At 69.7% G+C, this 19,897-nt stretch carries 17 protein-coding genes; 11 read left to right on the forward strand and 6 right to left on the reverse strand.

Translation table 11 applies throughout. The features are described from left to right. Window positions 1–6: 6 nt before the first annotated feature. Together ACWDMM_RS12520 and galK are read right to left on the reverse strand one after the other, a co-directional pair. Window positions 7–1,698 (reverse strand): sodium:solute symporter family protein, encoded by a 1,692-nt coding sequence (locus ACWDMM_RS12520; protein WP_195082127.1) that lies wholly within the window; start codon window positions 1,696–1,698, stop codon window positions 7–9. Window positions 1,699–1,954: 256 nt separating this feature from the next. Continuing rightward, complete coding sequence (galK, locus tag ACWDMM_RS12525) at window positions 1,955–3,076, reverse strand: galactokinase (protein WP_195081879.1); 1,122 nt, start codon at window positions 3,074–3,076, stop codon at window positions 1,955–1,957. A gap of 614 nt (window positions 3,077–3,690) precedes the next feature. Between galK and ACWDMM_RS12530 the strand changes: the two genes are divergently transcribed. Continuing rightward, window positions 3,691–5,223, forward strand: a complete 1,533-nt coding sequence (locus ACWDMM_RS12530; RefSeq protein WP_195081880.1) for a diguanylate cyclase domain-containing protein — start codon at window positions 3,691–3,693, stop codon at window positions 5,221–5,223. A gap of 1 nt (window position 5,224) precedes the next feature. On the opposite strand, the gene ACWDMM_RS12535 is transcribed toward ACWDMM_RS12530, so the two are convergent. Further along, the gene (locus tag ACWDMM_RS12535; RefSeq protein WP_195081881.1) at window positions 5,225–5,977 is read right to left on the reverse strand and encodes a DUF6319 family protein; all 753 of its coding nucleotides are present in this window, start codon (window positions 5,975–5,977) and stop codon (window positions 5,225–5,227) included. A gap of 155 nt (window positions 5,978–6,132) precedes the next feature. Beyond that, a complete protein-coding gene (locus tag ACWDMM_RS12540; protein ID WP_195081882.1) occupies window positions 6,133–6,753 on the reverse strand; it encodes a TetR/AcrR family transcriptional regulator in 621 nt (206 codons plus the stop codon). Between the two features lie 212 nt (window positions 6,754–6,965). Between ACWDMM_RS12540 and ACWDMM_RS12545 the strand changes: the two genes are divergently transcribed. The 6 genes from ACWDMM_RS12545 to ACWDMM_RS12570 all read left to right on the forward strand — a co-directional run bounded on the left by ACWDMM_RS12545 (window position 6,966) and on the right by ACWDMM_RS12570 (window position 14,926). Beyond that, window positions 6,966–8,333 (forward strand): flavin-containing monooxygenase, encoded by a 1,368-nt coding sequence (locus ACWDMM_RS12545; protein WP_449937346.1) that lies wholly within the window; start codon window positions 6,966–6,968, stop codon window positions 8,331–8,333. Window positions 8,334–8,340: 7 nt separating this feature from the next. Beyond that, entirely contained in the window at window positions 8,341–9,498 is a 1,158-nt protein-coding gene (locus tag ACWDMM_RS12550) for a serine hydrolase domain-containing protein (protein WP_357108230.1), read from the forward strand. Next, window positions 9,498–10,544, forward strand: coding sequence for an NAD(P)-dependent alcohol dehydrogenase (locus ACWDMM_RS12555; protein WP_357108461.1), 1,047 nt, complete (start codon window positions 9,498–9,500; stop codon window positions 10,542–10,544). Before ACWDMM_RS12550 ends, ACWDMM_RS12555 begins: the two co-directional genes overlap by 1 nt. A 37-nt stretch (window positions 10,545–10,581) precedes the next feature. Further along, on the forward strand, window positions 10,582–12,231 hold the full coding sequence (locus ACWDMM_RS12560; RefSeq protein ID WP_449937350.1) for a class I adenylate-forming enzyme family protein: 1,650 nt from the start codon (window positions 10,582–10,584) through the stop codon (window positions 12,229–12,231). 4 nt (window positions 12,232–12,235) lie between these two features. Then, on the forward strand, window positions 12,236–13,987 hold the full coding sequence (locus ACWDMM_RS12565; protein ID WP_449937352.1) for an N-acyl-D-amino-acid deacylase family protein: 1,752 nt from the start codon (window positions 12,236–12,238) through the stop codon (window positions 13,985–13,987). An 87-nt stretch (window positions 13,988–14,074) separates the two neighbouring features. Next, complete coding sequence (locus tag ACWDMM_RS12570) at window positions 14,075–14,926, forward strand: alpha/beta fold hydrolase (RefSeq protein WP_195081887.1); 852 nt, start codon at window positions 14,075–14,077, stop codon at window positions 14,924–14,926. Window positions 14,927–14,933: 7 nt separating this feature from the next. On the opposite strand, the gene ACWDMM_RS12575 is transcribed toward ACWDMM_RS12570, so the two are convergent. Continuing rightward, entirely contained in the window at window positions 14,934–15,218 is a 285-nt protein-coding gene (locus tag ACWDMM_RS12575) for a hypothetical protein (protein ID WP_357108224.1), read from the reverse strand. Between the two features lie 190 nt (window positions 15,219–15,408). On the opposite strand from ACWDMM_RS12575, the gene ACWDMM_RS12580 reads away from it, so the two are divergent. Next, window positions 15,409–16,437, forward strand: a complete 1,029-nt coding sequence (locus ACWDMM_RS12580; RefSeq protein WP_449937356.1) for a DoxX family membrane protein — start codon at window positions 15,409–15,411, stop codon at window positions 16,435–16,437. A gap of 125 nt (window positions 16,438–16,562) precedes the next feature. On the opposite strand, the gene ACWDMM_RS12585 is transcribed toward ACWDMM_RS12580, so the two are convergent. Next, on the reverse strand, window positions 16,563–17,393 hold the full coding sequence (locus ACWDMM_RS12585; protein ID WP_449937358.1) for a mycofactocin-coupled SDR family oxidoreductase: 831 nt from the start codon (window positions 17,391–17,393) through the stop codon (window positions 16,563–16,565). Window positions 17,394–17,852: 459 nt separating this feature from the next. Between ACWDMM_RS12585 and ACWDMM_RS12590 the strand changes: the two genes are divergently transcribed. The 3 genes from ACWDMM_RS12590 (at window position 17,853) to ACWDMM_RS12600 (ending at window position 19,873) form a co-directional block, all read left to right on the forward strand. After that, window positions 17,853–18,056, forward strand: coding sequence for a hypothetical protein (locus ACWDMM_RS12590; protein ID WP_195081891.1), 204 nt, complete (start codon window positions 17,853–17,855; stop codon window positions 18,054–18,056). 92 nt (window positions 18,057–18,148) lie between these two features. After that, on the forward strand, window positions 18,149–18,808 hold the full coding sequence (locus ACWDMM_RS12595) for a class I SAM-dependent methyltransferase (RefSeq protein ID WP_449937360.1): 660 nt from the start codon (window positions 18,149–18,151) through the stop codon (window positions 18,806–18,808). A gap of 222 nt (window positions 18,809–19,030) precedes the next feature. Beyond that, window positions 19,031–19,873: an AfsR/SARP family transcriptional regulator gene (locus ACWDMM_RS12600; RefSeq protein ID WP_357208438.1), complete on the forward strand. Its 843-nt coding sequence runs from the start codon at window positions 19,031–19,033 to the stop codon at window positions 19,871–19,873. Window positions 19,874–19,897: the final 24 nt, after the last annotated feature.

Genomic DNA, 19,897 nt, shown 5'->3' on the forward strand with positions numbered 1-19,897 from the left:
GGTTCCTTATCCGACGAGGATGTTGAGCGCGATGACGAGCACGAGCGCGATGCCCGCGAGCAGGACCGGGCGCTGATACCAGGGCAGCGTGCCTGCCTCCGGGTCGGTGCGCACTTCCTTCGGCGTCTCCGAGTACACCAGCCCGATCAGCTCCGCCGCCGGTTTCGGCAGGGTCACCTGGGTGACCACGACGCTGACCACGATGTCGACCACGAACGCGGCACCGGCGGCTACGAAGCTCGCCCCCTGGCCGGACAGCTCGAAGACCTTCGTCTCGTGCAGGATGAAAACGACGATGGCGGAAGCGGTTCCGCAGACCAGCCCCATCCAGCCCGCCGTCGGCGTCATCCGTTTCCAGAACATGCCGAGGATGAACGTGGCGAACAGCGGCGCGTTGAAGAAGCTGAACAGGGTTTGCAGGTAGTCCATCATGTTGCTGAACCCGGAGGCGATGAACGCGGTGAAGATCGCGGCCACGGTCGCGCCGATGGTGGCCAGCCTGCCCACGCGCAGGTAGTAGCCGTCCGGGCGGTCGCGCCGCACGTACTGCTGCCACAGGTCGTAGCTGAAGACGGTGTTGAACGCCGAGACGTTGGCCGCCATGCCCGCCATGAACGCCGCGAGCAGACCGGCCAGCCCCACCCCGAGCAGCCCGTTGGGCAGCACATCCTTCATCAGGTACAGCAGCGCCTGGTTGTAGGTGGTGTCGCTCTCGAAGTCCGGATTCGCGGTCACCGCCGCCTTGTACTCCGCCATCTGCGGCACCAGCACCGCGCTGATCATGCCCGGGATCACCACGATCAGCGGGATGAACATCTTCGGGTACGCCCCGATGATCGGGGTGCGCCGCGCCGCCGAGATCGAGTGCGTCGCCATCGCGCGCTGCACCTCGACGAAGTTCGTGGTCCAGTACCCGAACGACAGCACGAACCCGAGGCCGAACACGATGCCGAGAATGGACAGGAAATCGTTGGAGAATCCGCTCAGCGCGTTACCCGGCCACGACTCCCACTGCGCCGCCCCTCCCGGTGACGCGGTCACCTTGTCCTGCAGACCGCTCCAGCCGCCGACGCGGTGCAACCCGACCAGAGTCAGCGGCAACAGCGCGGCCACGATGACGAAGAATTGGAGCACCTCGTTGTAGATCGCGGCCGACAGTCCGCCCAGGGTGATGTAGGACAGCACGATCACCGCGGCCACGATCACCGACACCCACAGCGGCCAGCCCAGCAGCACGTTCACGATGGAGCCGAGCAGATACAGGTTGACCCCGGCGATGAGGATCTGCGCGATGGCGAAACTCAGCGCGTTCACCAGGTGCGCACCGGTGCCGAACCGGCGGCGCATGAATTCGGGCACGCTGCGCACCTTGGAGCCGTAGTAGAACGGCATCATCACCACGCCGAGGAACAGCATGGCGGGCACTGCCCCGATCCAGAAGTAGTGGAAGGTCGGGAACCCGTATTCCGCGCCGTTGGCGGACATGCCCATGATCTCCACGGCGCCGAGATTGGCGGAGATGAACGCCAGGCCGGTCACCCACGCCGGCAGCGAACGCCCGGACAGGAAGAAGTCGATGCTCGAGGACACCCGCTGCCTGGCCAGCAAGCCGATGCCGAGCACGAACACGAAATACAGCGCCACCAGCGCGTAATCCACAGGCTGCGCGTCCAGGCGGAGGGTCTCGGCGGCTACCAGGGACGGTGGCGATGCGGCCGGGTGCGGGCCGGGCACGGCGGCGAGAACGGACGAATCGACGAGCGGCACAGCGTTCCTCCTGGCGGTGAAACCGGGGCGGCGAGCGAGGTCGTTCGTCGTGCGAGAGCTGCGCCGTGCTGGTCGAGCCCGGCGCGCGCGACCTCATCGTCGCCCGCCGAATGGTGTCGGCAGACACCACTCTGCGCGATCATGCCCGACCGGCGTGGCACATTCGCGCACAAATCCGGCCGGTCGCTCAGGCGACCCGGTGGGCTCCGTCGGCCGGGGCCACCGCGAAGGTCCGCGGGCCGGACAGATCCGCGTCGGCGAAACGCCGCCGCACCGACTCGGCCACCGCCTCGGTGCGGTCCCGGTCGACGAGCGCGATGACGCTGCCGCCGAACCCGCCGCCGACCATGCGCGCGCCGTGCGCCCCGGCCGCGAGCGCGGCCTCGACCGCCGTGTCCAGCGCAGGTGTGGACACCTCGAAGTCGTCCCGCAGCGAGGCGTGTCCCGCGGTGAGCAGCGGGCCGATGCCACGGGGGTCCACGCCCGCGCGCAACTTTTCGGCAACCGCGAGCACCCTGGCGTTCTCCGTCACCACGTGCCTGGCGCGGCGGCGCAGCACGTCGTCGGCGATCCGGGTGGTGTCCGCGGCCGCTGCCACCTCACGCAAAGCGCCTACGCCGAGCGCCTCGGCCGCCGCCGCGCATTCCGCGCGGCGCTCTGCGTAGCGGCCGTCGGCCAGTTCGTGCGGTTGGCCGGTATCGATCACGAGCAATTCCAGCCCGCAAGCGCCGAGGTCGAAGGGAATCTGCTCGGCGCAGCGTGGGGCGTCGATGTCGGCGGCGAACGCCCGCATGTCCAGCAACAGCGCGTGCCCCGCGGTGCACAGCATCGCGGCCGATTGGTCGAGCAAGCCGGTCGGCGCGCCGACGTAGTCGTTCTCGGCGGCGCGGGCCACGTCGATCAGCCTGCGGTCGGTCAGCTCCGGTGCGAACAGATCACGCAGCGCGATCGCCACCGCGCAGGACAGCGCCGCCGAGGACGACAGTCCCGCGCCGATCGGCACCGCGCCGTCCACGTCGAGGTCCACGCCGGGGACCCCGTGCCCGCGCCGGATGAACTCGGCGACCACGCCGAGCGGGTAGCGCGCCCATCCCGGCACCCTGGCCCGCGCGCCGTCGAGGTCGGACACCGCGACGTGCACCGGCTCGCCGGGCCGCTGCCGCGAGCCGACCCGCACCAACCCGTCCGTGCGCCCCGCCGCCGCGCACCGCACCACCAGCGGCAACGCGATGGGCAGGACGTAGCCGTCGTTGTAGTCGGTGTGCTCACCGATGATGTTGACCCGCCCCGGCGCCACCCATGTCCGCACGCTCGCTCCTCGCTGTCCCGATCGCTGCCAGGGTACGAGACACGCCGCGCCGACTCCGCTTTCGACCCGCTGGGCTGCGGAAGGCGTTCGTGCCGCCCACCCGCAGTCGCCATCCCCCTCTGCGCCGGCCTGGCGGACATACCGGGCGCGGCGACGCCGGCCGCAGTGGTGTGCCACTCGTGTTCGTCGGTGCGGGGTCAGGGTCGCGGTGCGGCCGGAGAACTGCGCGGCGATGGGGCTGGCTGCTGGCGGCCGATCGGTCGCAGCGCGCGTGAGGCCGCACCCTAACCGTGCCGTGGATCGGCCCGGACCATTTCGCGGCCCGCTCTCCCGAACCCGGGACGCGAACTACTACGCGGGATTCCCCCTTGTTGCGTCAAGTGCCCGCCAAGGGGCCGCGTTCCGTGCCATGATCAAATCAGTTGTCCAGATATTGGTTGCCGAGCGCGCCGCGGTCGGTTGGGACATCTGCTCGTACAACAACACTCGGTTCTCGTTCGCCGACAGCATCCGGGCGGTGCTCGGCGAACAGGCGAACGTCGAAGTCGCGGTGGAGGATTCCAGATCTATTACGCGGCCCGGTGCACCGGGGATGGAGCGACCAAGGGGGGCTGATGACACCCAGCGAACCGCCACAGACCAGCTGTCGGCGCAGCATCGGAACGGGTTGGTACGCGGCGCTTCTCGGGGGAAGCGGGGCCGCGATCGCGGTCTATCTGGCACTGGACTCGCAGGTCGCGGCGTTCGTGACGATGGCGGTCATCGTCGGCGAGACCCTCGCCATGATCGCCGTCGGCGTGCGCACCCACCGGCCGGCGCACCCGTTGCCGTGGTATCTGCTGTCCGGCTCGGCGGTGCTGTTCGCCACCGGCACCACGCTGCGCGACGTCTGCGACCACGCGGTACACCCGCTCGACGACGCGTTCACCCTGCTCGGCTACCTCGGCGTCGGGCTCGCCGCGCTGATCTGGTTGTTGCCGCGCCACGTGCACGGCGACTACGACCTGCTGCTGGACTCGGCCCTGATCGGGCTCGGCGCGCTGCTCGCCTCCTGGACCTTCCTCATCTCCCCGATCCTGCAGGCCACAACGACCGGTCCGGACGCGCTGGTGGCGGCGACCTATCCGGTGCTCGACGCGCTGCTGCTCACCCTGGTGGCGCACTCGATGGCGACCTCCACGCGCGCGGAGACCTCGCTGTGGCTGCTGCACGCCGGACTCGTGGCGGTGCTGCTCGGCGACCTGGGCTACAGCTTGGAGACGGCGGGCGCGACCGCGCTCGGGCGCGGAGTGCTGCTCGCTCCCCTGCTCGCCGCCTACGCCACCGTCGGTGTCGCGGCGCTGCACCCCACCATGACCTCGCTCGGCGCGCCGCGGCGCATCCATCCGCACCACTCCAGGCAGCGCGCCAGCCTCATCGCGATCGCGCTGATCGTGGCCTCGCTGGTGCCGGTGGTCGGGTCGAGCCTGCGTCCGCTGGACCGCGTGGTGGTGTCGTCGCTGTTCGCGCTGTTGCTGATCGGCATGCTGGTGCGCAGCGAACGCGCGATCGTGCGCAGCGCCCGCAGCGAGCGGCGCGCGCAGTACCAGGCCGACCACGACATACTCACCGGATTGCTGAACCGGGCCGCGCTGCTGCGCGCGCTGCGGCAGCGCGGCGAACAGTGGGCGGAGCAACCGATCTCGCTGCTGTTCATCGACCTCGACGGCTTCAAGCGGGTCAACGACAGCTACGGGCACGCCGTCGGCGACGAGCTCATCGCGACGGCGGCCGGCCGGATCCGGCGGGTGGCGCGCCACGAGGACGTGGTGACCCGCTACGGCGGCGACGAATTCGTCGTCCTCGCCCGGCTGTCCCGGCCGGAGGCCGCCGTGCTGGCCGAACGGCTGCTCGGCGCGTTCGTCCGGCCGTTCGGGCTCAGCGCAGGGGAGATACCGATCACGGCGAGCGTCGGCGTGGCGTGCGTCGGTCCGCGCAGCTCGGACACCGACATGCACGGCCTGCTCCGGGAGGCGGACGCGGCCATGTACCACGCGAAGCAGCACTCGCTCGGTTACGCGTTCCACGACGACATGCGGCGCACACCACCCGGCACCGAGCGCCGGATCTGGCGCACGGCCGCCCGATCCGCCACTCCTGCCGTGTGATTCAGTCGCTCAGCTCGTCCAGCAGGCGCTTGGCCTCCTCGAGCTCGGCCTGTAACTGCTGCACCTTGGCCTCCTGCACCCCGCGCAACGCCTCTAGGACGCCCGCGACCACTTCGGCGACCTCCGGATGCAGGATCTTCGCCGCCTGCGCCACCGCCGAACCGGCCACCGGCAGGCCGCGCAGGGTGCGCTTCTTGCCGCTGACCACGTCGATCGACCACTCGCCGTCGGAAGTGCCGGTGAGCGTCACGGTGACCTCGGGCGCCTTGGCCTTGCGGGCGGCGGCCGCCTTGGCGGGTTTCGGCGCCGGGGCCTGCTTGGCCGCGCTGTCGGCTCGGCTCGCTTCCGCGGCCGCCTGCGCCGGCTTCGGGGCGGCCGACGGCGCGGGCGCGCTCGGCGGCGCGGGCTCGGTCGTGGCGCTCGTCGTGGTCGACGACTGGGTCACAGGGGATTCCTTCCTGGTTGACTGCTTCGGCTGGGCGGTGGCGCCCGCCGCCCCTCGCGGCGGCTTGGTCAAGGTCACCTCGGTGGGAGAGAAGGACAGTACATCCTTCGATCCGGTCGGCCGGACCTGCAAGAAATCACCGTCGGCAGGGTCGCCGAGCGAGATCACCTTGCCCGAGCGCCCCTCCGGCACGCCGACCGCGGCGGCGGTGAACCACACCATGGGCGGGCGGCCGCCGGCGATCTCCGCGGCGATCTGTTGAATCTCGCTGTCGGACAAGGGCTGCGGCTTGGTTCGTGGGGACGGCATGGGTAACTCCGAGCGATTCGTGGTTGGCTGCGTGCACAGATGATGCCGCACGACGCCGACACATTCGCGGGCCACCATCGAATACGGCCCGTCCACGCCAATGTTCGAGCTCTCAGCGAACGATGGGCAACATACGCGGTCGGCCCGCGCTCGGTTCAGCTCGCCGTCGTCGGCGCGCGCAGCGCGGGAAACCAGATGTCGGTGAGCACTTCGACGGCTTGGTCCACCGAGACATCGATGGTGCCCTGCATCGCCCATCGCGTGAAGAATCGTTCCAGTTGCGCGACCAGCAATTCCACGCGCAGCCGCGCCTCGTCGCGCCGGTCGTCGGGCCACCCGGCGAGGTAGGCGGTCATCGCATTGGGCAACGCGAGGATCCCGGTGCGGGCGATCTCGCGGAACTCCGGCTCCAGCGCGGTCGCTTCGTCCCAGGCGGGCAACAGGTCCTTGTATTCGTGGAACCACTCGATGGCGCGGGTCATCCATCCGGAGAACTCGGCGCGCGAACCGGTCTCGAGCACCCGGTCGAGATCCTGATAGAAGTGCAGCACGGTGGGCACGGTGCCCTGCTCGGCGATCGCGCGCAAGATCTCCTGTTTCCCGGCGAAGTGCAAGTAGAAGGTGGCGCGGCTGCAGCCGACCGCGGCGGCGATGTCGTCCACCCGCACGGCCGCGTAGCCACGGGTGGCGAACAGCTCCTTGGCGCCCTCCATCAGCCGGGCCCTGGTCTGCTGCTTCTGCTCGTCCCGCAGATTCGTGCTCGCGTTCGTACGCATGGTGGACAGGTACCTCATATCCGTTGAAAAGAGGGCTCGACGTGCGGCTGCGCCGACCGAGTCTACGCGCGAACGATCTCGATGGACAGTGCGTCACTCACTAGACGTACTGTCTACCGACTGTTATTTTGTTGCCTACGTCACTCCGGCGCGCGAGCCGCGCCGGACGGTTCGGCCGTCACCGACGACGGCCTCCAGCACGAGGACAGTGAATGACGTCAACCGCACTCCCCCGCGTCTGCGTGATCGGGGCGGGCCCGTCCGGGATCACCGCCGCCAAGCGCCTGAACGACCACGGCATCCCGTTCGACTGCTACGAGGCTTCCGACGAAGTCGGGGGCAATTGGTACTTCAAGAACCCCAACGGCATGTCGGCCTGCTACCAGAGCCTGCACATCGACACGTCCAAGTTCCGCTTGGCTTTCGAGGACTATCCTGCGCCCGAGGAGTGGCCGGACTTCCCCCACCATTCGCAGCTGTTCCAGTACTTCCGCGACTACGTCGACCATTTCGGCATCCGCGATCGGATCGTGTTCAACACGAAGGTGACCGCCGCCGAGCGCGACGCGGACGGCCGCTGGGTGATCACCACCGGCGACGGGAGCACCAAGGACTACGACGCGCTCATCGTCTGCAACGGACACCACTGGGACCCCCGCGTCCCGGACTATCCGGGCGAATTCGACGGCACGCTGCTGCACAGCCACGCCTACAACGACCCGTTCGACCCGGTCGACATGCGCGGCAAACGCGTCGTCGTGGTCGGCATGGGCAACTCGGGCCTCGACATCGCCTCCGAGCTGTCGCAGCGGTTCATCGCCGCGAAGCTCTACGTCTCCGCCCGGCGCGGGGTGTGGGTGCTGCCGAAGTACGTCAACGGCAAGGTGGGTGACAAGCGCTCGATGCCGCGGTGGATGCCGCCGAAGCTGGGTCTCAAGCTCAAGCAGCGTTTCGTGCGCAAGTTCCGGGGCAACATGGAGGACTACGGCCTGCCCGAGCCCGACCATCTGCCGTTCGAGGCGCATCCGTCGGCGAGCGAGGAGTTCCTGCACCGCGCCGGCTGCGGCGACATCACGTTCAAGCCCGCGATCACCGCCCTGGAGGGCGCGCGGGTGCGCTTCGCCGACGGCAGCGCCGAGGAGGTGGACGTGATCGTCTGCGCCACCGGTTACCGCATCAGCTTCCCGTTCTTCTCCGATCCGGAACTGCTGCCCGACGCCGACAACCGTTTCCCGCTGTTCAAGCAGATGGTGAAGCCCGGCATCGACAATCTGTTCTTCCTCGGTCTGGCCCAGCCGCTGCCCACGCTGGTGAACTTCGCCGAGCAGCAGAGCAAGCTGGTCGCCGCCTACCTGACCGGCCGCTACCACCTGCCGTCGGCGCAGGAGATGCGGGCGGCCATGCGGTCGGCGGAATCGGCCAGGTCGGGCCGTTACTACGACTCGCCACGGCACACCATCCAGATCGAATTCGAACCGTACGTGCGCGACCTGCGACGGGAGCTGGCACGCGGAGCCAAACGCGCCGCCGCCGCGGGGAACGCGCTGCCCGTTCCCGCTCGCACGCCCGAACATGTGTGAGGCGGCGATGACCACCACCACGGGCACCGCCACCTCGGGATTCTGCGCCGAACGATTCGCGCGCGTGCGCACGGAACTGGAGAACCGGCTCGCCTCCGGCGACGAGCTGGGCGCGTCGATCTGCGTCACGGTCGACGGCGAAACGGTCGTCGACCTCTGGGGCGGCCACCGCGACCCGGAACGCGCCGCGCCGTGGACCGAGGACACCTTGGTCAACGTCTTCTCCATCACCAAGACCATGACCGCGCTGAGCGCTCTGCTCCTGGTCGAGCGCGGCGAACTGGACGTGCACGCGAAGGTGGCCAGGTACTGGCCGGAGTTCGCGGCGAACGGCAAGGGCGGCATCGAGATTCGCCATCTGCTCGCGCACACCTCCGGCGTCTCCGGATGGCAACCGCCGATCGAGCTGGCCGACATCTACGACACCGAAGCGTCGGCCGCCCGCCTCGCGAGCCAGCCGCCGTGGTGGGAGCCGGGCACCGCGTCGGGCTATCACGCGCTGGCCTACGGCCACCTGATCGGCGCGGTGATCCGCCGCGTCACCGGCCGGTCGCTGGGCGAGTTCTTCGCCGAGGAACTGGCCGGGCCACTGGGCGCCGACTTCCACATCGGCACCGCGCCCGAACACCACGGGCGGATCGCGACCTTGATTCCGCCGGAGATGCCGGAATTCGACCTGGCCGCGCTCGACCAGGACAGCGTGCTGGTCAAGACGCTCACCAGCCCGCTGCTGGACATCGCCGCGACGGCCAGCGCCGAGTGGCGTCAAGCCGAGATCGGCGCGGTGAACGGCCACGGCAACGCCAGATCGGTGGCGCGGGTGCAATCGCTGGTGTCTTGCGGCGGCGAACTCGACGGGCGGCGGCTGCTGTCGGAGCGGACGATCGAGTTGATCTTCCAACAGCAGTCCGACGGTGTGGATCTGGCGCTTCTGACGCCGCTGCGGTTCGGCATCGGTTACGGTCTGCCGCAGCGGCAGACCGCCCCGGAAGTGCCCGACGGCCGGGTGTGCTGGTGGGCCGGGTACGGAGGCGCGATGGTGGTCAACGACCTCGAGCACCGCACCACGTTCGCCTATGCCATGAACCGGATGGCGCCGGGTCTGATCGGCTCCGACCGCGCCGACGCCTATCTGCGCGCGACGTTCGCGGCGGTGCGCGGATGATGCGGGCGCTCCAGCTCACCGAGCCGGGTGTGCTGGAACTGCGCGAGGTGCCGATACCGCGGATCGGTCCCACCGATCTGTTGCTGCGCGTGGGCGCCGCGGGAATCTGCCATTCGGATCTGCACGTGCTGCACATCCCCTTCCGGATGCGCGAGGAGCCGTTGACCCTCGGCCACGAGATCGCGGGAACCATCGAAGCCGTCGGCGACGGAGTGGACGGCCGCAGGCCCGGCGAGCGCGGCATCGTGTATCTGTGCTGGTCGTGCGGCGTCTGCCGGGAGTGCGCCGCAGGCAACGAGAACGTGTGCCTGGCCGCGGGACGCACCGCCATGCCACCGTGCCCCGGGCTCGGACCGGACGGCGGGATGGCCGACTACGTGCGGGTGCCTGCCAGTTCGTTCGTGCCGATCGGTGACCTCGACTTCGCCGAGGCCGCTCCGCTGGCCGACGCCGCGCTGTCGAGCTATCACGCCATCCGCGACGCTCGTGATCGGCTGGGGCCCGGGTCGGTGGCGGTGGTCGTCGGGATCGGCGGGCTCGGCCACCTCGCGGTGCAGATCCTGACCGCTACCACCGCGGCGAGGGTGCTGGCCGTGGACGTGAGCGCCGAGAAGCTGGAGCTCGCCGCGCGCTGCGGTGCGGCGGAAGGACTCATCGCGAGCGACGGCACCGCGAGCGAGATTCTCGCGCGGACCGAGGGGCGGGGCGCGGACGCGGTGTTCGACTTCGTCGGCGTCGACGCGACCGCGCGCCTGGCGGTGGAATCGGTAGCGCCCAACGGAGCCTACCGGATGGTCGGCCTCGGCGGCGGCGCGCCGGAGATCACGGCGGCCCCCGCCACCGGCACGGGCTGGCCGTGGGGCGCCACGGTGCGCAAGTCCTACGGCGGCACCAGATCCGACCTGATCGACTCCGTGGCGCTGGCCGCGGCGGGCGAGCTGCGCGCCGAGGTGGAGCGCTACCCGCTCGCCGAAGCACGCGCCGCCCTCGACCGGCTGGAGCGCGGGCTGGTCACCGGGCGCGCGGTGCTGGTCCCCGAGCCGTGACGAATCATCCCTGCGCAGTGACGAGGAAGTATCCGATATGACAAAGGCCATCGACCAGCAGGCGTTCGTGGCGCAGGCCGCGAGCAGGCTCACCGGACCCGGCGGTCGATTCGAGATGGTGGTCGAGGACGTGCTCGGCGCACCGATGCCGGTGGTGCGCCGTCGCAAGTCCTCGCTGCGGGAAGTGCTGGTCGCCGCGGCCGCGCACGGTGATCGGGACTACCTGGTCACCGCGGACCGGACGATGTCGTTCACCGAGCACGCCGCCGCGGTCGCCGCGCTGGCCACGGCCCTGCGCGACCGCTTCGGCGTTCGCAAGGGCGACCGGGTGGGCATTCTCGCCGCGAACACGCCCGAGTGGGTGCTCACGTTCTGGGCGGCCCAGGCGCTCGGCGCGATCGCGGTGGGCTACAACGCGTGGTGGGCGCCGCGCGAGGTCGCCTACGGCGTCGAACACACCAGCCCCACGGTGCTCGTCGTCGACGCGAAACGCGCGGCGCTGGTGGCGGAGCTGGACCTCCGGGTCCCGGTGCTCACCATGGAGCACGACGTACCCGCGCTCTTGACCGAATACCGCACCGCCGAGCTGCCCGACGCCGACATCGACGAGGACGATCCGGCGGTGATCCTGTACACCAGCGGCACCAGCGGACGACCCAAGGGCGCGGTGCACTCGCATCGGAACCTGGTGGCGGTCACCGACTATCACGCTTTCAACGACGCGCTGGCCGCCGCGCTCACCGGGGCGGCCGAACTGCCCAGCGGGCGGCGTTTCCTGCTCACCTCGCCGCTGTTCCACATCGCCAGCCTGCACAACCTGGTGGTGCCCCGGCTGGTCACCGGCGACGCGGCGGTGATCCACCAGGGATCGTTCGACGCCGACCGGGTGCTGCGGCTGATCGAGGCGCAACGGGTCACCAACTGGGGCGCCATGCCCACCATGGCGACCAGGATGCTCGAACTGGACCTGTCCGGCTACGACTTGTCCTCGCTGGCCGCCTTCTCCCTGAACTCCGCGCCGTCGTCGGCCGCGCTGCAACAGAAATTGCGCGATCAGCTGCCCGTCGCCCGAAACGCGCTGGTGACCAGCTACGGGCTCACCGAGTGCAGCACGGCCGCGACGCTGGCGAGCCCGGCCGAGCTGGCGGCGTACCCGGACACCGTCGGCCGCCCGGTGGTCGGGGTCACGCTGGAGATCCGCGACAGCGCGGGCAACACCCTCCCCGACGGCGCCGAGGGCGAGATCTGGGTGCGCAGCCCCTACGTGATGCTGGGGTACTGGCAGGACGAGGCCGCGACCGCGGCGGCGATCACCGCCGACCGCTGGTTGCGCACCGGTGACATCGGTGTGCTGGAGGACGGCAGGCTGCGCTTGTCCGGGCGCCGTTCGGATCTCATTCTGCGCGGCGGGGAGAACGTCTATCCCACGGAGATCGAGCAGTGCCTGGAAGAGCATCCGGCGGTGCGGGAATGCGCGGTGCTGGGGGTGCCCGACGCCGACCTCGGACAGCAGGTCGCCGCCTTGGTCGTGGTCGAAAGCGCCACGGCGACCAGCGAAGAGGAGCTGCGGGCGTTCACCGCCGAGCGCCTCGCCTACTACAAGGTGCCCGCCCGCTGGCGGCTCACCACCACCGCACTCCCGCGCAACGCGACCGGCAAGGTCGTGCGCGCCGATCTCGAGGTGTAAAGCCATGTATGACACCATCATCGCGAACGGCCAGTGGTTCGACGGCACCGCAGCGCCCTCGGCGATCCGGCACCTGGGCATCCGGGACGGGCGCGTCGCGACCGTCTCGGCCGACCCGATCGAGGATCCCGACTGCCCGGACGTCGTGGACGCCACCGGGAAATGGGTGATCCCCGGCATGCTCGACATCCACACCCATTACGACGTGGAAGTGCTGCAGCATCCGGCGCTGACCGAATCGGTGCGGCACGGCATCACCACGGTGCTGCTGGGCTCGTGCTCGCTGTCGACCGTCCACGTCGACGCCTCCGACGCGGGCGACCTGTTCGCACGGGTGGAGGCGATTCCGCGCAAGCACGTCCTAGCCGCGGTCGGCGAGCACAAGACCTGGCGCTCGGCGCACGAGTACGCCGCCGCGCTGGAACAGCTGCCGTTGGGGCCGAATGTCGCCGCGTTCATCGGTCATTCCGACATCCGGGCCGCCGAACTGGGTCTGGATCGCGCGACCCGCACAGACGTGCGGCCCGATGCCGCCGAACTGGCGGGGATGGAGGCGAAGCTGATCGAGGCGCTGGACGCCGGATTCGTCGGCATGTCCTCCCAGCAGTTGCTGTTCGACAAACTCGACGGTGCGGTGTGCCGGTCGCGCACCCTGCCGTCCACCTACGCGACCACCCGGGAAAGGCGCAGGCTCAACGCCATTCTGCGACGGCGCGGCGGGGCGCTGCAGGGCGGACCCGACGTGTCCCGGCCGCACAGCCTGGTCACGATGGCGGCCAGCAGCCTCGGCCTGTTCCGCAGGCCGTTGAAGGTGAGTTTGCTCTCGGCCGCCGACCTCAAGGCCATTCCCGGCATCGTGCATCTGTTCCCGCTGATCGCGCGGGTGCTCAACGCGCTGGGCGGCAACTTCCGCTGGCAGCATCTTCCGGTGCCCTTCGAGGTCTACGCCGACGGCATCGACCTGGTGGTGTTCGAGGAGTTCGGTTCCGGCGCCGAAGCACTGCACCTCGCCGACCAGGTGGACCAGCGCCGCGAACTGCTGCGGGACGAGCGGTACCGCCGTCGCTTCCGCAAGGATTACGACAAGAAGTTCGGTCCCCGCGTCTGGCACCGTGATTTCTTCGACGCGCAGATCGTGGAGTGCCCGGATTCGGGCGTGATCGGCAAGACCTTCGGCGAGGTCGGCGCGGAGCGCGGCGGCACGCACCCGGTGGACGCGTTCCTCGACCTCGTGGTCGAGCACGGCACCAAGGTCCGCTGGCGCACCACGATCTCCAACCATCGACCCGAGGTGCTCGACCGGCTCGCCGCCGATCCCGGCGTGCAACTGGGCTTCTCCGACGCCGGGGCGCATCTGCGCAACATGGCGTTCTACAACTTCGGGCTCCGCTTCCTGCGCCGGGTGCGCGACGCCGCGAACGCGGGCCGTCCGTTCCTGTCGGTGGAACAGGCGGTGCACCGGCTCACCGGCGAACTCGCGGACTGGTACGGCTTGGACGCCGGGCACCTGAGGGTGGGCGATCGAGCCGATGTCGTGGTGCTCGATCCGGCGCGCCTGGACGATTCGCTCGACGCCTACCACGAATCCCCGATCGCGCCGTTCGACAACCTGTCGCGCATGGTGAACCGCAACGACGAGACCGTCACGGCGGTCTTCGTCGGCGGCGTGCCGGTATTCCGCGACGGCGTCCCCGCTCCGGTGCTCGGCGCCCAGCGGACCGGCCGGTTCCTGCGCTCCTCGACCGCCGTCGGATAGCCCCAATCACCCGCTCGGGCCGGCCCCGCCCACGTAAAATCGCTGCTACCCGGCGCTTCGCTCGCCGGTGGTTCGCAGGGAGTCGGCGTGCGCGTATTCGAACATCGGGGCAGGTCCGTGGTCTTCGACCGGACCGGCAGCGGATCACCGGTCGTGCTCCTGCACAACGCGGGCACACAACGCCGCATCTGGGACGACCAGGTCGCGGCGCTGCGGGGCGGACACGAGGTCTTCGCGCTCGACCTGCCCGGCTACGGGCAATCCGACCGGCCCGCGACCGGCTACCGCCTGATCGACTACGCCGACATGCTCGCGGCGTTCCTGGACGCTCACCGGCTCACCGACGTGGTGCTGATCGGCAACTGTCTCGGCAGCGCCACCTCGCTGCGCTACGCCATGGAGCGACCGGACCGGGTGCGCGCGCTGGTGCTGATCAATCCGCTCACCTTGGACACCGTCAGTTCGGGGCAGTCGGCGGGCCTGGCCTGGCTGGACGCGCGGTTGCCGCTGGCTCCGCTGGCCCGGCGGATCAGCCTGCCGAACCCGGTGGTCTCGCTGATCGTCGGCAATCAGCTCGGCCCCCGCGGCCGGGGCAAGCGCGACCAGCACGACCCGCGGGTGCGGGCGCATTGGACCGATCGGGGCAGACTGGAAGCGCTGCACGGCTTGGTGCAGGACTTCCCGTCCTACCGCGCGTTGGACACATTCGAACCGCCCTCCGGTTTCCCGCCCATCTGCACGATCTGGGGGCGGCGCAACCGCATCCTGTCGGCGAAGGCGGGCGGGCGGCTCAACCGTGCGCTGCGCCCGCACACGGCGGTGGAATTACCGGACTGCGGTCATCTTCCGATGGTGGAGGCCCCGGAACGGGTCGCGTCGATCATCACCGGCTTCCTCGCCGCGATCGACGCGCCCCTGCCGAAGCCCACCGGCGGCTGAACCGCGCTCAGAGCGGAGCCGCGGTCGGGCAGAGTTCGGCGAAACTGGCCGAGTGCACACCGCATCCGACGCATTCGAACACCACACCCATGTCGAGCATCCAATGGATGCGGGTATGGCAGGTCTCGCACAGGAAATCCACGCCCGCCGGATGGCAGCAGGACCGTTTACGGATGAACCATTCCGCCCGATGACGGCAGGGCACCGAATCGAAGCGGAACGTGCACTTCGGCGCGGCGGGCAACTCGGCGACGACGGCGTCGAACGCCGTTGCGGCCGTACGGGTGTTCACAGCAGATACCTTCCGGCGGAGCAGGGCGGGAAAACGAGCGGTGCGGCGGCGCCTTCACCCCCCAGATCGATTTCTCTCGATTAGCTGTTACCCGGATGAGGCGGCCTTCACACGGCGGCGGACCGGCGTGTTTGGCCCCGAACCGCGCGGGAATCCGAATTGTGACGCCATCAATGGAAGGGGTTTCGTCATGTTGTTGCGCCGACTGGCCCGGCCGCTACTGGCCACCGCGTTCGTGGTCGACGGGGTCGATACGCTGCGGCACCCGGACGAGCGGGTCAAGTCCGCGAACGCGCTACTGGAACGGGGACAGCGGCAGCTCCCCGAAGAGATCGCCGCGAAGTTGCCGTCCAATCCGTCGACCGTCGTGCAGGTCAATGCCTTCGCTCAGGTCGGCGGCGGTGTGCTGCTGGCCCTCGGCAAGGCGCCGCGCCTGGCCGCGCTGGTGCTCGCCGCGACCGTCGTGCCCGCGGCCGTCACCGAGCAGGACTTCTGGAACGAGCAGGATCCGGCCCGCAAGTCGGCGAAGCGGAACGCGTTCCTCAAGGATATCGGGCTGCTCGGCGGACTGATGATCGCTGCCGCCGACACCGAGGGCAAGCCCTCGCTGGGCTGGCGCGGCCGCCGCGCCGCCCGTGACGCCGCGGCCGCGGTGACCGCGGCGCTGCCGTTCGGCGCGGCCTCGGACACCACCGGCGCGGCGCTGCGCAAGCACGCGCACGAAGCCGCGGACAAGGCGCGGGCGCTGGGCGCGGTAGCCGCGAGCAAGGGGGCCGAACTCGCCGAAACCGCCCAGCGGCACGGACCGGGGTTGGCGGACGCGGCCAAGGAACACGGCAGCGAGCTGGCCGACACCGCCAAGACCCACGGGCAGGAATGGGCCGAGATCGCCAAAGAGCGCGGCGCGGAATGGGCCGGAATCGCGAAAGAACGCGGCTCCGACTGGGCCGAGATCGCCAAAGAGCGCGGCGCGGAATGGGCCGAGATCGCCAAGGAACGCGGCTCCGAATGGGCCGAGATCGCCAAGGAGCAAAGCGCGCACCTGGCGGATCTGGCGAAGCAGCGCAGCGCCGAATGGGCCGACCTCGCCAAAGAGCGCGGACCTGAACTCGCCGAAACCGCCAAAGAGCGCGGGACGCACGCGGTGGACGTGGCCCGCGAGCGGGGAGCGCAGACCGCGCAGGCGGCGCGCGAAGCGATCGAGTCGCATCGCCGCTGACGCGGCCAGGACCGGTGGCCCGCCGAACGACGCGTTCGGCGGGCCACCGGTGTGGGTACGACCCGGAACGCCACGACGCGCAGGCCAGGGTCGGTGGTCCACCGGCCGGTTTTCCGGCGCGGACCCTAAGAGGTGCTCGCGCTCCCGCCGCAGGAGATGGTGACGGCCTCCCCGTTGAAGTGACGGCCGTGCTCGCAGACCAGCAACAGCATGGCCTCGGCCACCTCGGCGGGCTGGATCAGATCGCCGTTGGGCGGCCCTGATTCGATGATCGCCATCCAGTCCTCCCTGGTGGGATTCTCCTTGCCGGGCACCATGAGCCGCCAGGTCGCCGGGTTCTGGATCATGTCGGTGTCCACGCCGGAGGGCAGCAGCGCGTTCACCGTGATGCCGTACTCCGCCACCTCCAGCGACAGCGACTTCACCAGGCCGAGCACGCCCCACTTGCTCGCGGCGTAGTGCGCCGCGTTGCGCACGCCCATCTTCGCCACGATGGAGGAGGTGGCCACCACGCGACCCCAGCGCCGCTCGATCATGTGCGGCACGACCGCGCGGAAGCTGTGGAACACCCCCGTCAGATTGGTGTCGATCATGTCCTGCCACAACTGCTCGTCCATCTCGGCGACGGGCGAGTTGGACGCGATGCCCGCGTTGGCGATGAGGATGTCGATGCGGTCGAACTCCTCGAGCGCGCGCTCGGCGACCGTCCGCATCTGTTCCAGGCTGCGCACGTCGGCCCGGACGGCGACGCAGCGGCGGCCGGTCCGCTCCACCAGCGCGGCGGTCTCGGCCAGGTCGGCGGGCGTGCTCAGCTCGTAGGGAAGGCCGGACAGCGGTGCGGCGATATCGCACACCACGATGTCGGCCCCGGCGTTCGCCAGCGCCAAGGCGTGCGCGCGCCCCTGTCCGCGGGCTCCGCCGGTGATCACCGCAACCCGGTCGTCGAGGTTTCCCATGGCGGGCCTTTCGTCGGTCGCTACCTGCTTCGGCCGTCACCCATCGTGTCACGGACGAACCGGCTGAGCTCCCGGTTTTGCGGTCGGCGGCCCGGAGGCGCGATTTCCCAGAATTGGGAACGGCCGGGACCTGACGGCGGGCGCGGCGGGCGCCTCTGCGCGCCGCAACACGACCACCACCTGCGCTGACGCGTCCGTATTGCCGAATTGCCCTGGGACAGTGGAACAATGGGCACGATCTCCGCGCCGGAGCCGGCGCGGCCACGGCACGGACGAGCCGACCCGACTGCGGCACGGAGATCACCCGCACCCATTCCGACCCGGTACAGCGACCGACCAGTTGCGATGTACGCTGCGCCCCGGAACGATCTCGCCCGTGCCCACACAGTCGTTCCAGGCACGAGCGTCGCATGCACATGGTTTCCTGGGGGCCCGATGACCGATTGTGAGTACCTTCCCGTGAATCTCGACCGACAGCTCGACGCCGATCCGACCGAACACGACAGCACCCTCGTCGACCGCCTCGCCAGCCCGCGGTTGCGCAGGCTCCTGCACACGGCCATCGGCCTCTCCGAGGACTCCGTCGACCTGCTGACGACCATGACCACGCGCCTGCGTGCGGCCGAGGGCATGATCCTGCGCGACCCGCTCGACGACTGCTGACCTACGGGCCGGCGACGGCCGCGGTCGGCAATCGGTTGCCGAAGCGGCAACGATATTTGCCGTTTCGGCCGGGCCGATGGAGGGTGGGACACATGAGTGCGACACCCCATCACCACGCCGACCGGACGACCTCGACGACCGTCGAGTACTGGGAGGCCTTCTACCAGGAGCGCGAGCGGGTCTGGTCGGGACGGCCGAACTTCCTGCTGGTCCGCGAGATCGAGGCGCTCGCGCCCGGCACCGCGCTGGATCTGGGCTGCGCCGAGGGCGCCGACGCGATCTGGCTGGCCGAGCGCGGCTGGCGGGTCACGGCGGTCGACGTGTCGGAGACCGCGCTGGCCCGCGCCAGGGCCAACGCGGCCCGGCACGACCTCGACGGCGAAATCGATTGGCAGCGGCACGATCTGGATCACACCTTCCCCGCCGGACGTTTCGACCTCGTCACGGCGCAGTATCTGCACTCACCGGCGGCCGAGGACGGCGAACGGACGCGAATCCTGCGCCGCGCCGCCGAGGCGGTGGCCCCCGGCGGGGTATTGCTGATCGTCGGGCACGCGCAATGGCCTTCCTGGGTGCTGGAACCACCCGCCGACGTGCATTTCCCGACCACGGCCGAGGTGCGCGCCGGTCTCGCGCTCGACCCGGCCGAATGGCGGGTGGAAGTGGAGGAGGAGGTCGAGCGCGAACACGCCGGACCGGAGGGCCAGCCCGGCACCAGAAAAGACAACATCCTACGAATTCGCCGCGGCTGACAGGTCTGCAAATAACGGGCGAATCTCCTTGCGGCCGAGGGAAATTCGGCGAAACAGCGGGTGAAATTAACTCCGATATTACTCAGGATTCATGGCGTCGATACGGCTTTCTCGCTACTGTGGACGAAGCCTACAACGCGGTGGCAATCGAGAATCTCACGTCGGTCGGGGGGACATTCGCCCGTAGGAGAGTTCCCAGTGAAGTATCCAGTATGCGCTCGCGTGCTAGGCCCGTTGACGCTTGCTCTGAACAATCACAACGCGACGCCGACTGCGCAGAAGCAGCGGCAGTTGCTGGCATTACTGTTGGTTCGGCACGACACCGTCGTCCCGGTGACGGCCCTGATCGAAGAACTGTGGAACGACGATCCGCCGCGCAGCGCGGTGACCGTCGTGCAGACATATGTGCTCGGAATTCGTAAGAAGATGGCGGAGCAGCTCGGGATCGGACAGGCCGAGGTAGCCGAACGCTTTTTGCGCACGTGCAGCAAGGGCTACTCCTTCGACGTGCGGGACTGTGTGTTCGACCTGCGCGACTATCAGTCCATGTCCGCTGCTGCCCGCTGCGCGGCCAAGACCGGCGACGACGAGCGCGCGGTGGATCTGTTCAGCGCGGCGGAAGCGCTGTGGAACGGTCCGGCGCTGGTGGACGTGGAGGGCGGCATCCCGCTCGCCGCGGAGATCTCGCATCTGGACCACCTGCGTCTGGCCAACATCGAGCTGCGGGTGGAGGCGGAATTGCGGCTGGGCAGGCACCGCGAGGTGTGCCCCGATCTGGCGCGGCTGACCATGCAGCATCCGCTGCACGAGCGGCTGCAGGCGTACTACATGTTCGCCCTGTGCCGGTCGGGACAGCGCGCCCGCGCCTTGGCCTCCTATCAGCAGTTCAGCAGGTCCATGCAGGACGAGCTCGGGCTCGACCCGTGCCAGAAGCTGCGGAAGCTGCACCAGGACATCCTGGCCGCCTCCGACGACTCGGTGAGCGCGATGCTCAACAGCTGTCACGCCGGTTACCTGATCGGCTGGCACTCCCCCGAGCTCAGCGCCGCCGCCGAGCCCGCATGACGCGGCCGCGTCCGAGCCCGGCCA

This window comes from Nocardia sp. NPDC003726 (genome assembly GCF_053586955.1).